This is a genomic window from Fulvivirga lutimaris, assembly GCF_009711525.1.
Classification (GTDB): domain Bacteria; phylum Bacteroidota; class Bacteroidia; order Cytophagales; family Cyclobacteriaceae; genus Fulvivirga; species Fulvivirga lutimaris.
Genome location: NZ_SMLV01000403.1, coordinates 1 through 15,286 on the forward strand (window position 1 = coordinate 1; position 15,286 = coordinate 15,286).

Below are 15,286 nucleotides of genomic sequence, written 5' to 3' on the forward strand. Positions count from 1 at the left end.
AAAAATAGCGTTGAAAACACATGCAAAAACTTGGTTTAACCCAAAGTTTACAACAGAAATTATCTCCGCAGCAGATACAATTTATCAAGCTGTTGCAGATACCTACTGCCGAACTTGAACAGAGAGTTGAGGAGGAGTTAGAGGATAATCCTACACTAGAGGAAGGAAAGGAGGAGTCTGATGAAACATCAGATGAATTTGATGATGATGATTCACCAAGTGATGAGCTTGATGTGGATGACTATCTCCGTGATGATGACTTCAGTGGTTATAAAATGCAGGGCGATGGAGATAATGGTGAGGATAGGGATATGCCAATTGCCATGCACTCTACGCTTAATGAGCAACTAATCAATCAGTTAGGATATTTAAAACTTGACGACCGTCAATACAATATTGGTAAACAGCTGATAGGAAGTATAGAAACTGATGGTTATATAAGAAGGGAACTGGAGGCTATTATCAATGATTTGGCCTTTTCTCAAAATATAGAAACTGACCTTGATGAGGTTGAGGAAATACTATTTAAGATTCAGACTTTTGACCCTCCGGGTATAGCAGCGCGTGACCTTCAGGAGTGTCTTGCACTTCAGCTGGAAAGACGTGCAGACGATCAGAATGTAGATGTTATTGTTGCCAAACTAATTATTGAGCAGTGCTTTGAAGAGTTTACTAAAAAGCACTATAGCAAAATAATGAAGAAGCTTGATCTTGAAGATGAAGATTATGTGAAGGATGCTATTGAGCTTATTCGCAAGCTAAACCCAAAACCAGGGGGTTCATCAGGAGGGTTAGCGAGAACTCAATATTTAATACCTGACTTTATTTTATCTAATGATAATGGTGAGCTTGAGCTGTCCCTAAATTCGAGAAATGCACCTGAACTTCGCATAAGCAGATCATATTCTGAAATGTTGAAGGCCTATGATAAAAGTGATAAGACGGATAGAAAGCTTAAGGATACTGTTTCTTTTGTGAAGCAAAAGCTTGACGCAGCTAAGTGGTTTATTGATGCTATCAAACAGCGTCAGCATACTTTGCTGAATACCATGCGCTCGATTGTTGACTATCAATATGAATATTTTCTCGAAGGTGATGAGAGTAAGCTTCGGCCGATGATTTTGAAGGATATTGCTGAGATAATAAAAATGGATATTTCAACTGTTTCCAGAGTAGCAAACAGCAAGTCTGTGCAAACGGATTTCGGTATTTTCCCTTTGAAATACTTTTTTTCTGAAGGTATTGCAACGGACTCTGGTGAGGATGTGAGTAGTAGAGAGGTGAAGAATGAATTGAAAATATTGATTGAAGGTGAAGAAAAGAAAAAGCCTTTATCAGACGATAAATTAGAAAAATTGTTAAAAGCCAAGGGTTATAACATAGCCCGTAGAACTGTCGCCAAGTATAGGGAGCAATTGAACATCCCAGTGGCCAGGTTAAGAAAAGAGTTATAAGTGCAGAAGAGACTGGCCAATTTAATTTCTTATGTATGTCACCCATTGTTAATGGCAACGGCCTTGGTGGCTATTCTCTATTATTTTGCTCCATCGGTAATTCAACCGATAAGCGAGAAATCCATACTGCCAATCCTTCTGATGGTATTTATCCTTACTTACATTATCCCGTTGATTAGCGTAGGTATGCTAAAACTAACTTCCTCCATCTCAAGTTTTAAGTTGAGTAACCGGAAGGAAAGGTTATTGCCATTCTTTTTTGTCACTATTTATTATGGACTAACAACCTACCTGTTTGCTAATAAGGTAGTGCTCGGTAGGACATTGATTATTATTTTTCTCGCCATTACTACTATCATTTTTCTAGTGGCTGTGATCACTTTTTTTTACAAAATTAGTGCTCATAGTGCGGGTGCATGGGGTCTTGTAGGCTTCCTGCTTGGTCTTTATTTTAAGTATCCTGATAATCATTTGTACTACCCAATAATGATCTTTATTGTTATGGCCGGCATTATCAACTCTTCAAGGTTGTACTTGAATGAGCATGATTTGAAAGAGGTTTTTTGGGGTTCCATACTGGGCATTTCGATAAGTTTTGGGTCTATTTATTTATTAACTTGATAATATGTTCGAATTTTTAAAATATGAGAATGAAGGTGGAGTGGCCACTATAACACTCAACCGCCCTGAAGTATTTAACGCTTTTAACGATGGCTTGAGTTATGAACTTCAAGATGCGTTAAAGCAAGCTAGCAAGGACGAGACTGTGCGTGTTGTTGTTATTACTGGTGAAGGCAAAGCGTTTTGTTCTGGCCAGGATTTAAAAGCTTCTTCAGCTCAGGAAAAGAGATCATTTATTGATTCATTGCATAAGCGCTATAATCCAATAATCAGGGCGATGCGAAATATGCCAAAGCCTATTATTGCCAAATTGAATGGTGTTGCAGCAGGAGCAGGGTGCTCTTTAGCACTGGCTTGTGATATTATTGTTGCTGCCGAAGAATCTATGCTTGTGGAGGTGTTTGTTAACATTGGTTTGGTACTTGATTCAGGATCATCATATTTCCTGCCTCGACTTGTTGGCAGTGCCAAGGCATTTGAAATGAGTACTATGGGTAGCAGAATCAAAGGTAAGGAGGCATTTGAAATTGGCTTAGTTAATAAGGTTGTGCCTCTTGCTGAGCTTGATGAAGCAGTGAAGGTTTATACCGATTATTATGCAGCAGCACCTACGAAAGCCGTTGGTATGATGAAGAAAATGCTGAACAAGGCAGGCAACAGTTCATTAGATGATATGCTTGATTATGAAGCTTATTGCCAGGAGATAGCTGGTAGCACTGAGGATTATAAAGAAGGAGTGAATGCCTTCTTAGAAAAGCGAAAAGCAGAATTTAAAGGAAAATAAAAAAGTCCCGGAGTTAATCCGGGACTTTTTGCTTAGTTGGTCTTATTTCTTAGAATCCTGTGAATGACAAGCCAATAGTTATGTTACTGGCTTCTGTAGCATTAGGACCTTTGTCTTTTTCGAAAAGAGGAGTTAGACTCTGATAGTAGAACACATTAAATCCTCCTACACCAACCCTTCCCGTTACACCGTATCTAAATCTCGTAAGGTTAAAGTTGTCTTTTACTTTTAGTTTAGAAACATCACCATCTTGCTCCATTTTTATTTTAGTATGCGAGCTCATCAACATACCTACTTTAAATCCTACACCAACTTTAAAACTTCTTCTTTGGTCATTAGGATTACCATAAAATCTTAACTCTAATGGAATATCTAGATAGTTGGTCGCAAGCATTGACTTTTTAATACCTCCAGTACTGATCGTATCAAATGTAGTCACCTTTTCGCCTAAACCGTCAACCGTTCTGGTTAGTGTCACATCTTCATCAAATTTATATCGGTCTAATCCTACACCAATACCTGGCAAAAAGAAGAATTTTGAATTCCCTATTCTGAAATCATATAGATAGTAGAAGTTCAATGTTCTCGAACCTAGTATTTCAGTCTCTATTGCAGGATCATCATTGAGTAATAAGTTCACACCAAATTCAATCAACAAATGCCCCGGAACATCTGGTCTGGCCTGTCTTTTTCTAATCTTCATTGGCCCACGTTCAGCTTTTAACTGTGGCACGCCTTCAGCCATTACAGATAATGAAACCGTAGAAAGTATAAGTATTGCTATTAAATTCTTCATCATATTTTATAAACCTAAATCTGCCCCATTTATTGTAGCCGCGCAAAGATAGTGTTTTTTAAAAAAGTACCTTTTTTTGAGAGAATTAATTATTTACCTTTGCGACTCCTTAAAAATAATGGCCTCGTAGCATAACTGAATAGTGCACTTGATTACGGCTCAAGAGGTTACAGGTTTGAATCCTGTCGAGGTCACAAAATGAAGCTAGTATTGGAGTAAAATCTGATACTAGCTTTTTTGTTTTATGGGACTTTAATTTCGTATTTATAACGCTAAATCATGAAATACACCACAAAAGAATTAAAACAAGGGATTTTGTCCATTCAACTGACTCCAGAAAACGATATTGAATCTAAGTTATTGGTAAAAGGGGATAGTGATAATGATGAAATTATAGATGTCTATTATCAGGATGCTGTGAGTAAGTACAATAGCAACTATGAGCTGGTTCAAATCATTGATATAGCCAAATGGCCTAATTCAGCTGTGGTTAAATATGAAGTGGTGAAGTGACTGAGAAAGTAGTGGAAAAAATAAAGCCCTTACAAATTGTAAGGGCTTTAATTTTTATCTAGATCTTGAGGATCTATTAAAACTCTTCTTTTTAGCGCCATCGGTTCTAGGCCGCTTTCCACTATTGGAGTTTCTTGAGTTTGAATTTCTGGAAGAATTGTTATTTCTTGGGTTGCCACCTCTACCTTTATTCTTTTTAGGCTCAGAAGGAATATTATTTGGCTCGAATCCTTCTACAATTTCTGACGGTATTCTAATCCCAATTAACTTTTGAATATCACTCAGGTAATCTACCTCATCGATACACACCAGTGAAATGGCCTGCCCTTCAGCACCAGCTCGGCCTGTACGGCCTATTCTGTGCACATAGTCTTCAGCTATATTTGGCAACTCATAGTTGATTACATGCGGCAACAATGGAATATCCAAGCCTCTGGCTGCAATATCCGTAGCAACTAAAACACGTATTTTACCACTTTTGAAATCAGCAAGCGCTTTAGTTCGTGCACCCTGGCTTTTGTTACCATGGATAGCCGCTGAAGTGATTCCACCTTTAACCAGTTTTTCACTTAGCTTATTAGCACCATGCTTTGTACGGGTAAAAACCAATACTTGCTGCCAGTTGCCTTCATCTATAAGTTTTGCTAATAAGGTGTTTTTATCACCTTTGTCTACGCGGTATACAAGCTGATCTATTTTTTCAACAGTAGTATTTTCTGGTGTAGCTTCAACTGAGACTGGGTTGTGCAATAAACCATTGGCAAGTTCTCTTATTTCTTTAGAAAATGTCGCTGAAAAAAGCAGGTTCTGCCTCTTAGCTGGAATTAGACTTAAAATTCTTTTGATGTCTCTTAAGAAACCCATGTCCAACATTCTATCAGCCTCATCTAAAACAAGCACCTCGATATTACTTAAGGATAGCAGGTTCTGACTGTTCAAGTCAATGAGCCTACCAGGAGTAGCCACTAAAACGTCAATACCACTTCTTATGGCATTAACCTGCGGATTTTGATTCACCCCACCGAATATTACTGCAGACTTAAGATTTAAATATCTTCCATAATATTTAACATCTTCAAATACCTGAGCAGCAAGCTCACGTGTAGGTGTTAATATCAAGGCTCTTACTTTTCTTCGTCCTGTATATTGCTTGGCACTTAAGTTTTGCAACATAGGGAGTGCAAAACCTGCGGTCTTACCTGTTCCCGTTTGTGCTGATGCTAATAAATCCTTTCCCTGTAAAACTACTGGTATGGCTTTCGACTGTATAGGAGAGGGGGTTTTGTATCCTTTTTCGCTAATTGCTTTTAGCAGGGCATCGGATAGCCCTAGATTATTAAATGACATATAAACTGTTTGTGAAACGACAATTTATTAATAGAGTCATTTCTTATGAGAAGCAAAGGTACACTTAATTTATTCGATAACAGCATTGCTAAAAAAGGCAAACGTTTGAATAATAATAAAGATAACCAAGGCTGTCAATTGGCTACAATTAGGGCTATATTTGCGCCCTTTTAAATAACAGAGCCATGCGCAAAATATTCCACAGCTTCACATTTAATCCAAAAAACGACATTCTTTCAGGTCTTACCGTAGCTCTTGCTCTGGTTCCTGAAGCAGTTGCATTTGCCTTTGTGGCTGGCATTGATCCTCTAGTAGGGCTTTATGGAGCCTTCATGATGGGCCTTGTTACGGCATTATTTGGCGGTAGACCAGGTATGATATCTGGAGCAACTGGGGCTATGGCTGTTGTGATGGTGCACATGATTCAACAAGGAAATATTGTTGGTGAGAATCTGGCTAATCCTGTAGATAATCTTGGTTTGCAATGGCTGTTTATAACGCTCCTGATAGTAGGTGGTATACAAATAAGCGCAGGGGTTTTGAGACTTGGTAAGTTCGTGAGGCTAATACCACATCCAGTTATGATGGGTTTTGTGAATGGTTTGGCGATCGTGATCTTTTTATCTCAGTTGGGTCTTTTTAAAGAGAATGTTAATGGTGAAGTACAATGGCTTCAGGGAACTGATCTTTGGACTATGATTGGTTTTGTGGCGCTAACTATGGGTGTGATGTTTGGTTTACCAAAACTTACAAAAAAGATACCAGCTGCCTTAACAGCCATTATTGTAGTAGCGGCTATTACCATTTTGGGTGGAATTGATGTAAGTACAGTCGGATCTTTCATTAAAAATGGCGGTGGAGAAGGACTTGAGGGTGGTTTACCAACATTCCAATTTCAGATTTTCGGCTTGTTAGATACACTTAACGGTCACTGGGGCTTGATCATATCTACAGCGTTTTTATTAGCTGCTGTCGGTCTTATAGAATCATTGATGACCTTGAACTTGATTGATGAGATGACAGATACTCGTGGTAGTGGTAATAGAGAATGTGTGGCCCAGGGTGGTGCAAATATATTAAATGGTCTTTTTGGAGGAATGGGAGGCTGCGCCATGATTGGTCAGTCTATTATTAATATCAACTCTGGTGGTAGAGGCAGGTTATCAGGTGTTGTTGCTGCTATTGCATTGTTATGCTTTGTGCTATTCGGAGCTCCTTTGATTGAACAAATTCCAATAGCCGCTTTGGTAGGGGTAATGTTTATGGTAGTGATAGGCACATTTGCATGGAGTAGTTTTAGGGTAATTAATAAAATACCAAAATCAGATGCTTTTGTATTGATAGTAGTATCAGCAATAACAGTATGGCAAGATTTAGCAATTGCAGTGCTCTCAGGAGTTATCATTTCTGCACTCGTATTTGCATGGAAGAATGCTACTATGATCCGTGCTCGTAAAAGTATCAAGGAAGATGGGACTAAAGTATATGAAATTTGGGGGCCCCTATTTTTTGGTTCTGTTCAGAATTTCAATCAGAAGTTTGATGCAGCCACTGATCCCGAAAAAGTTGAGATTGACTTTATAGAATCAAAAGTTACTGACCATTCTGGTATTGAGGCTGTGCGCAATATTGCTAATAAATACCTTGACCTGGGTAAATCGGTTAAACTAACACATTTGAGCCCTGAGTGTAAGAACCTCTTACTAAAGGCTAATCCAGGATTCGGAGAAGTGATAGAAACTTCAATAGATGACCCTAGATACTGGGTGGTTACAGATTTGTTGGATAAGGAAGTTTAAGTTGTAAAATATTCCGCCACTTCCTGAGCAGTTTGTCTGGCTGTGCGACCTACACCAATAAGTGTGGCCGATGCATAGCCAGTCCAGCTACCATAACCTACAAACCACAAACCTTCGATATCTATTGATTTGGTAGATTGTGCTTTGGGTTTCTCATGATTAGAAAGGCCCAATCCTTTTAAGTGATCTAGCGCAGGTTTGAAGCCAGTGCACCATATTACCGAATCAAATTCCTGCTTACTTCCGTCAGCCCAAATAACACCATCCTCATAGAATGCCTTAAAAGGCCTCTTACTTTTTAATACATTTCTATCTCTAGCTTCTTTAACAGTATCAACCATTACTACATCGCCTAATGAGCCTGCAGGTTGGATAGTCCTGCCTTCAAGTTTGGCTTTGTATTGTTTGGTGGCAAATTCAAAAAGATAGCGCCCATCAACTTCATCAGGTAGAAGTTTTGATTCATTAAGCGTCACCCAAGTGGTATTGGCAACTTTACTTACCTCCGCGAGGATTTGAGCCCCTGAGTTACCGCCACCAACAATCAACACTTTCTTGCCTTCCAGAGCTTCCGCATTTTTATATCTGGCTGAGTGTATAGAAGTGCCTTTGAATAATTTAAAATCTGGATAATCAGGAACAAAGGGCTTTTGCCAGCTGCCTGTAGCACTGATAAGTGCCTTGCATCTATAGACATCCTTATTAGTTGCTAGCGTAAATATGCCATCCTCTTTGGTGACATTTTGTACTTTTACAGGGCGCTCAATAGGAACATTATACCGGTCCTCATATAGCTTGAGATAATTAATGACATGTTCCCTACCAGGATACTCGTTATCTGATTTTGGCATTAACCAACCGGGTAATGAGCTATGCTCGGCAGGAGAAAATAATTTGAGAGAGTCCCAGCCATGTTGCCAGGCACCACCAGCTTCATTTTGATCGTCAAGAACTAAATAATCCAGTTTAGTTCTTCTCATAAAATAGGCAGTAGCTAAACCACTTTGCCCACCACCAATGATTATCACATCAAATGTTTTTTCCATGTAACTCAAAGATATACAACCTTAGTAAATCAGACATGCTGACTTTTGGTATTATGACGATGGCTTAAAGATGTTCTCCGGTTAATGGCTAAAATAATGGAGCTTGCAGTGGTACGCAGAGAACTGTTATTGAAATAAAAAAAGGAGTACTAAATAGCACTCCTTTTTAAGTTGTGAGTTGCTGTTATTAGATAGTTATTCCGAAGCTAAAGGCATTGAGTTTTGGTCCTTTGTCCTCCACGAACATTTCGTTTAAGTCATAGGTGGCAAATAGATCCATTCCTCTGAAGCCTACCTGTACTCTCACACCATAGCGCACATTGTTTAAGTAGAAGCCATCATGGTCACGGTCTTTATTTCTATCATCGATTACCGTTTTAGCATGGCTGGCAATCTTGTAACCTGCATAGCCGCCAACACCTAGTCTTAAACCACCAGCATGTCTTCCAAACCCGTCCCAGTCCCATCCACGTCTGTGTCTGTGACCTCTGTGGCTACTGCCTAACTTAATCATAGGTACAAAACTTGCGTTGACATAAGAGGCAGTTAGTTTACTTTTCTTAGCATCAACATCTGCTGGTGCTTCAGTAAATATTACTGCGTCAGGACCTTCTTCCATACGGGTAGCCTCGTTTTCAAATTTGAAATTGTACCAGCTTACCCCAAAGCCCCATTCAATGTGCAATGGACCTGCTATGTGAGTATCATTATTGGCATTTAAGCCTACATACCATGACCCCCATGGGCGTACGGCATAAAGCTCGTTGTTGTCATTGGGGAACTTATCATCTTCTAACCAGTTGTTGATACCCAAATCAACCTGGAAGTTGTGACGTGTGCCGTAGTTGTACCTTCTTTTCTTTTCTTTAATTGTAGTATCATCATCTTGTGCTATTGCAGACGAGATAACTGCGAATAATAAGACTGCTACCATGAGTAATTTTGACCTTTTCATTTTCTTTTGAGTTTAAATTTTAGACATAATTTTAGCTTTACACCTCATTTTGAGATGCTCAAATAGTTATAATATGTTGTTAGTTGTTACAAGATTATTCCGAAACTGAAGGCGTTTAATTTAGGCCCTTTGTCTTCAGCGAATAGTTCATTTAAATCATAATTAAAAAACAAGTCTGTACCTCTGAATCCCATTTGCAGCCTGACGCCATACCGCAAATTGTTGAGGTTAAAATTGTCTCTGTCCTTATCTTTTTTGCCACCTTTATATTTCACTTTGGCATGACTTCCTAGCCTGTAGCCAGCGTAACCACCAACTCCAATTCTGAATCCAGCGTCAGGCTGACCAAAGCTTATCTCGTCCCAGTTGTTAAAACTTCGGTTTCTTCTTTTTTGGTTGCCAAAATAGATCATTGGCACCGCAGTGAAGTTTATGAATGAGGCTGTCAGCTTGCTTTTTTTATAGTCAACTTCAGTATCAGGATCTTCCAGAAAGATGGTTTGGTCCCCAATTTCAGTAATGCGTGTACGACTATTTTGAAACTTAAAATTGTACCAGCTTATTCCAGGGCCCCATTCAATATAAAACCTTTTCGCCAGGCTAGTCTGATATATAGAGTTGATACCAAAGTACCATGAACCCCAGGGGCGAACTGCATAAGCTTCATTATCCTGATCAGCAAACTTACCATCACCATTTAGGTAGTTGTTAGTTCCCAAATCAAAGTTGATCATGTTGCGCGAGCCGCGTCTTCTATAGCGCTCTTCACTTCTCCATCTGTTATCAACAGTTTTGTAATCATCATCAGAGTAACTGTCATTAGAATAATTATCATTACTGTTGTTTTCAACAACTACTGTGGTATCTCCAATTACAGTTTCTTCAGAGCCATTGTCACTAACCAATGTCGAGTCACTATTAAGCTTCATTTTAAGACTTTGAAGTATCTCGTTAAGATCATACTTCTCCATCTGCTCTAAATCTGCCTTATCTTCTATCAGGAAGATAATCTTGCTTTTTCCAACATTGACGATCAGGGTATCTGTCTTCTGCTGCGAAAAGCTTTCCGTCACCATCAAACAAATGGCAAGGATGAGTATAAGTTGATATTTAAAAGTTCTGATCATTATTTTCCTTCTTTCTTCCCACTAAAAGCAAGTATGTTGTTTTTAGCAGCTCTTATTTCTCCAAGGCCGCTTTCACCTTGCTTTATCTCTTTTGCTTTATTGAATATCTGTAACAATTTCGATTCTTTTTTATCTGTTTCGGCAGCGGCTACAGTTGTTTTGCTATTCTCAAATTGGCTAATATCAAAAACCAGTGTTTGGCCGCTATTGCTGTTCTTTACTTCAGATGCTGATGTTTCCTGAATGGTTGCATCAGGTTCAGAAATTTGAGCTACTGCTGTCGTATTTGTTGTTAATTCATCAATTTTTAATTCAACTACTTCATCTTTATTGTCAAGCTTTTTGATTTCATTTTTATCCTCTGTTGTGTTATTAGAAGCAGTAAGTTCGCTAGCAGGAGGTAATTGAATAACCTCTTTTTGCTTGTTAGTGGATTTAGCTTTTTTCTCCTCTTTATTTTGATCAACAGCCTCTTCTTTACCACTATTTTGCACTGCCTCGGGTTCAGTTTCTGATTGCTCAGTAATCGTTTCTTTAACTCCTGCTACATCCTTAGAATTGTCGGTAGTTTCAGTATTATTAGAAGCTATTACCTGCTGGTTGTCATTGATTATTGGATCATTTTTCAAGAAGATATATGATAGAGACATTAAAAGTAGAAGTGATGCCGCTACGCTCAGGTACACCCAAGGACTACGCTTTTTTGGCTGCTCTATCTTTTCGTCTATTCTATCCCATAAACTAGAGGCTGGCGATTTCTCAAAATCCTCAAGTTTATTTTTAAATAAGTTATCAAGCTCTTTGTTGCTCATGACTATTTTATTTTTTCTTTTAAAATCACTTCTGTTTCCAGAAGTTGCTTTTGTAGTAGAGCTCTTGCTCTGCTAAGCTGAGATTTGGAAGTGTTTTCACTTATTCCCAACTCTTCAGCAATTTCTTTGTGCGAGTATCCTTCAATGGCATAAAGGTTAAATACCGTTCTATACCCTGTTGGTAGTTCCTGAACCAGTTTCATTAAATCATCAGCTTCAAGCTGATTGTTCAATGAACCGTAATCTGGTTCCCGGTCTGCCATTTCAATATCTACCTCCAGATACATGCTCTTGTTCTTTCTGATATAGGTTAACGACTCGTTTACCATTATCCTTCTTATCCACCCTTCGAAACTTCCTTCACCTTTGAACTGATCAATTTTTTCGAAAATTTTCACAAAGGCCGTAATAGCTACATCTTCGGCCTCTGTTGGTTCTTTTACATAGCGGAGACATACAGCAAACATTTTGGCAGAGTACTTCTCGTACAATGCTTTTTGAGCTTGCCTGTCGAATTTTCGGCATTGGCCTATTAGTGCCTCTTCGTCAGTTTGGTGAATTTTTAGTTTCATTTAAATCCGTACAACTATCAGATGCAAAATTGATGAACAAGGTTGCATGGGATATTGGATTAAATTTCCTGCTTTTTTTTGGAATAATAGGAGGGGCTGTTATTTATCTTCAAGCTCTTTAATAAGATTCCTAACCGTAACACGGTAAGCGAGCTTTATTTGATGGTCATCCATAAGTTCTCTAACCTTGGCAAGCTGAAGTCTGAGCTGTGCATCTTTGAGCTGTGCATGGTATTCCGGATGATTGCTAACGGCCTCCAAAGATAATTCATAAAGGTTCTCCGGATTGCGATTAGCAAGCTCAGTAAGTTGTTTGATTAAATCAGTATCAGCCATAGTATTAATAAGAGCACTCATTCAATTACGAATATAAGAATAATTAAAAATTACTTTAATTAAAAAAAAGCCGTTCCTTATCGGGAACGGCTTTGAGTGTTGTTATTGAGAGTGAATTCTTAAAACCTAATAATCTGAGTTAACTCTTGCACCACCTCTTATTTTAATGTTGCTGATAAAAGACTCATCCATACGCACATTATCGGTGACATAAGCTTTTATTGATGATACTCCAGTGGCTTCTAATCGGGCATCATCTACCTTAAAGCTGTAGGCGTCAAGGTGTGAGGCACCTATAACGTCAGCAACAAGTAAGCGACCTTTGCCACGAAGCTCCATATTAGATGCTCCAGTTAATTCAATTTCTATTTCGTTAGCGGTGATGTCGGCTTTCATTGAAGAAGCTCCCATTAAATCAAACTTAACATCATCAAGATTGAAGTTGGATATATATCCTTTGGTAGCGCCTACAAGCTCAATGTATTTAATATTGGGTGTTAGAATAGTGATTTCCACATCGTTTCTGGAAAAGTTAAAATCATCCATTCTATCCAGGTCCCTATGACTTATTCTTATCCTGTCATGATCTTGCCTTACAATAAGGTCGTCTATATACCTTGATCGGCCTTTAATAAGTACTCTGTAGTTATCGCTTTTTTCAATATTTACAATGTAAGCCCCTTTAATATCAATCTCATCAAACTCATCGAAATCGTAACTCTTGTCATATTCTCCCATTCTAACTCCTGAGATCTCTCTAGAGTCTTCTTCTCCAATATCCTCTAAGTCATCAGTGATATCATCTACAATATCTTCAACATCAATGTCTTCTTCTGGGCAAGTCATACAATCCAAACCGTCACGTGTGAAAGTCCATACATTGTCTTCTATAGTAGAGCTTCTATAACCATACCACCAGTTGTTGTTGAGGATGTATCTTAAGTCATCATCCATGGTGAATTTTGTGCCATAAGGAATATACAATGTCATGTGTAGACGCTGGGCTCTGAATACTGCATTGTCTTCAAATTCGATATTCGAGTCGAAGTATATAACAGAGTCTTTGGTTTCTACATTGTAAGTAACCATCTGAGCATTTTTCTCAGCTTCTCTTCTGTCTCGGCCTTGTGCCTCGAATACTTGAACCAATTTGATCTCAGCTCCATCATAACCTCTAATCTTAAGATGAGCTCCATCATATTCATCCAGGCCTACATCGTTAAGTTTTAGCAGCGTAGTTTTATCAGTGGACTTAAAGGTCATTTCTTTTTCGTATGTCCCGTCCTCCTTAAAGCTATAAACTATGGTCGGTACGTTGACAGCAAGCACCACAGCACTGATCATGAATATGGCAAAAACTGTCCATCCTGCATTTGAAGAGAATACTATTCTTTTAGCTATTAATGATGCTCCTAACATGATCAATAAAAAGCTTGGAATAGTAGCAACAAAGAAGGCTGCTAGCAAAGTGAAGCTTGGAAGACCACTACTCAAAATGTCCAGCGGTAAGCCCATATCACCAAAGTGCAGATGACCAATCCTAATTAAATCAGAAGAGAAAAGGCCTATAACAACACCTCCAGCTATAATTAACGCCAGAATACTCATGATACCTCCAAATATGAATGACGCACCAACTATTATTCTTATAAAGTCAACAAGAAGTCTGAAAATTGGTCCTAGTGCTTTAGACAAAGCATCAATAACTATAGCAATAAGTCTGAAAGGGAATAGGAGTATTTTAACAAACACATTTTCATCAGAGTCGTCTTTTACATTTAGGCTTTGTTTGATATTGCTTTCAATATTAGTTAAGGTGATGGGATCACCCTTCATTTGCACTTTATCACTAATGGTTTTAGCCTCTGGAAGAATTATCCAGAGGATGATATATGTGATAAGTCCGAAGCCTCCAAGAAATATTGAGATGACAAATAAAACTCTTATGACCACTATATCTACTCCGAAGTAGTTGGCAATACCTGCTGCCACACCACCCAAAGCTTTGTGCTCAGAGTCCCGAAACATCTTTTTGAGCTTTTTATCTTCAGGAAGCTGCTCACTTCCTGGTATTACTGCCCACATCACAAAGTATGCTATTAGTATGAAACCTGCACTACCAAGAAGTATAATGGTGAAGAGTAGTCTGACCCATAAGGCATCAATGCTGAAGTAATGAGCTATACCCGCGCATACACCGCCAACAATCTTCCTTTTTTCATCTCGGAATAATTTTTTACTACCATTGGAATATGCTTTTTCAGAACTCTGGCTTTTACTTTGTTGCTCTTCGCCAGTGCTGTCATCTAATTCTGGATCTTCAACTGCCTGAAAATCACTGATGCTACCCATTGTGGCTATAAGTGCCTCAACATCGTCAGTGGTGATAACCTGCTTGTCTTCGCTTAGCTTAGAAAGAAAGATCTCTGCAATTCTGCTTTCTATATCCGCTATAATCTCCTGGCTATCATCGAAAGTTGAAAAATACCTATTAATACTATCCAAATAGGCTTTAAGTCTATCAAAAGCATCTTCCTCGATGTGAAATATGATGCCGCTTATATTGATACTTATATTCTTTTTCATTGTATTGTGTTTTAATATTTAGGATTAGATCTGATTGGAACTAGTGTTTAAAAGAGGTGATTTTCTCAGTTGAATTGACCAGATCTTTCCATGTAGCATCTAAGTTTTGTAAAAAATCGTTTCCTGCATCTGTAAGTGTGTAGTATTTTCTTGGAGGTCCACTATTTGACTCCACCCATTTATATTCTACAAGTCCAGCTTTACGCAGCCTTGTTAGTAGTGGATAGAGAGTACCCTCAACCACCATGATTTTTACAGAGGTAAGTTCTTCCAGCATATCGGAAGCGTACACTTCTCCTCGCGAGATTATGTGCATGATGCAGTATTCCAGAATACCCTTTCGCATTTGCACTAATGTGTTTTCAAGATTCATAATATTTACAATTTGTTGACCCTGAGTAGGGGAGATTTTAACCTTTACAGTACCTATACGGGAAAGGTACTATGCATGGCCATGTACTGGGTGAAAAATATTAGCTTGCATTGAATATTCTTTGATAATTATAATTTTAAAGATATATAGTAATATAAATTGTAT

The 15,286-nt window shown here is 38.4% G+C and carries 15 protein-coding genes and 1 tRNA gene; 6 read left to right on the forward strand and 10 right to left on the reverse strand.

The genetic code is table 11. The features are described from left to right. The first annotated feature begins 20 nt into the window (after positions 1-20). The 3 genes from rpoN to E1140_RS14065 are packed head-to-tail and all read left to right on the forward strand — an operon-like array spanning position 21 to position 2,859. On the forward strand, positions 21-1,454 hold the full coding sequence (gene rpoN, locus E1140_RS14055) for an RNA polymerase factor sigma-54 (protein ID WP_155185000.1): 1,434 nt from the start codon (positions 21-23) through the stop codon (positions 1,452-1,454). Continuing rightward, positions 1,455-2,075: a phosphatase PAP2 family protein gene (locus E1140_RS14060; protein ID WP_155185002.1), complete on the forward strand. Its 621-nt coding sequence runs from the start codon at positions 1,455-1,457 to the stop codon at positions 2,073-2,075. It abuts the gene before it with no gap. Positions 2,076-2,079: 4 nt separating this feature from the next. Further along, positions 2,080-2,859: an enoyl-CoA hydratase/isomerase family protein gene (locus E1140_RS14065; RefSeq protein WP_155185005.1), complete on the forward strand. Its 780-nt coding sequence runs from the start codon at positions 2,080-2,082 to the stop codon at positions 2,857-2,859. Positions 2,860-2,908: 49 nt separating this feature from the next. Here the strand turns inward: E1140_RS14065 and E1140_RS14070 are convergent, their stop codons facing one another. Next, positions 2,909-3,655 (reverse strand): outer membrane beta-barrel protein, encoded by a 747-nt coding sequence (locus E1140_RS14070; RefSeq protein ID WP_221412698.1) that lies wholly within the window; start codon positions 3,653-3,655, stop codon positions 2,909-2,911. A 120-nt stretch (positions 3,656-3,775) separates the two neighbouring features. Here E1140_RS14070 and E1140_RS14075 point away from each other — a divergent pair. Then, positions 3,776-3,849: transfer RNA gene (locus E1140_RS14075), tRNA-Arg, on the forward strand. Between the two features lie 85 nt (positions 3,850-3,934). Further along, the gene (locus E1140_RS14080) at positions 3,935-4,168 is read left to right on the forward strand and encodes a hypothetical protein (RefSeq protein WP_155185010.1); all 234 of its coding nucleotides are present in this window, start codon (positions 3,935-3,937) and stop codon (positions 4,166-4,168) included. Between the two features lie 54 nt (positions 4,169-4,222). Here the strand turns inward: E1140_RS14080 and E1140_RS14085 are convergent, their stop codons facing one another. Next, complete coding sequence (locus tag E1140_RS14085; RefSeq protein ID WP_155185013.1) at positions 4,223-5,515, reverse strand: DEAD/DEAH box helicase; 1,293 nt, start codon at positions 5,513-5,515, stop codon at positions 4,223-4,225. A 185-nt stretch (positions 5,516-5,700) separates the two neighbouring features. Here E1140_RS14085 and E1140_RS14090 point away from each other — a divergent pair, with 185 nt between their 5' ends. Then, positions 5,701-7,314, forward strand: coding sequence for a SulP family inorganic anion transporter (locus tag E1140_RS14090; RefSeq protein ID WP_155185016.1), 1,614 nt, complete (start codon positions 5,701-5,703; stop codon positions 7,312-7,314). Here E1140_RS14090 and E1140_RS14095 read toward each other — a convergent pair. From E1140_RS14095 to E1140_RS14130, 8 genes are all read right to left on the reverse strand, one after another. Beyond that, positions 7,311-8,360, reverse strand: coding sequence for an ArsO family NAD(P)H-dependent flavin-containing monooxygenase (locus E1140_RS14095; RefSeq protein WP_155185019.1), 1,050 nt, complete (start codon positions 8,358-8,360; stop codon positions 7,311-7,313). The two genes, E1140_RS14090 and E1140_RS14095, sit on opposite strands and share 4 nt — an antisense overlap. A gap of 187 nt (positions 8,361-8,547) precedes the next feature. After that, entirely contained in the window at positions 8,548-9,315 is a 768-nt protein-coding gene (locus tag E1140_RS14100) for a hypothetical protein (protein WP_155185022.1), read from the reverse strand. Positions 9,316-9,401: 86 nt separating this feature from the next. After that, the gene (locus E1140_RS14105; protein ID WP_155185026.1) at positions 9,402-10,442 is read right to left on the reverse strand and encodes a hypothetical protein; all 1,041 of its coding nucleotides are present in this window, start codon (positions 10,440-10,442) and stop codon (positions 9,402-9,404) included. After that, complete coding sequence (locus E1140_RS14110) at positions 10,442-11,254, reverse strand: hypothetical protein (protein WP_155185029.1); 813 nt, start codon at positions 11,252-11,254, stop codon at positions 10,442-10,444. The genes E1140_RS14105 and E1140_RS14110 overlap by 1 nt, the downstream gene beginning before the upstream one ends. A gap of 2 nt (positions 11,255-11,256) precedes the next feature. Then, positions 11,257-11,826 carry an RNA polymerase sigma factor gene (locus tag E1140_RS14115; RefSeq protein WP_155185032.1) on the reverse strand — a complete coding sequence of 190 codons (570 nt, stop codon included), beginning with the start codon at positions 11,824-11,826 and terminating at the stop codon, positions 11,257-11,259. Between the two features lie 99 nt (positions 11,827-11,925). Continuing rightward, on the reverse strand, positions 11,926-12,183 hold the full coding sequence (locus E1140_RS14120) for a hypothetical protein (protein ID WP_155185035.1): 258 nt from the start codon (positions 12,181-12,183) through the stop codon (positions 11,926-11,928). 105 nt (positions 12,184-12,288) lie between these two features. Further along, entirely contained in the window at positions 12,289-14,748 is a 2,460-nt protein-coding gene (locus E1140_RS14125; RefSeq protein WP_155185038.1) for a PspC domain-containing protein, read from the reverse strand. Positions 14,749-14,788: 40 nt separating this feature from the next. Continuing rightward, positions 14,789-15,121 carry a PadR family transcriptional regulator gene (locus E1140_RS14130; protein WP_155185041.1) on the reverse strand — a complete coding sequence of 111 codons (333 nt, stop codon included), beginning with the start codon at positions 15,119-15,121 and terminating at the stop codon, positions 14,789-14,791. Positions 15,122-15,286 lie beyond the last annotated feature (165 nt).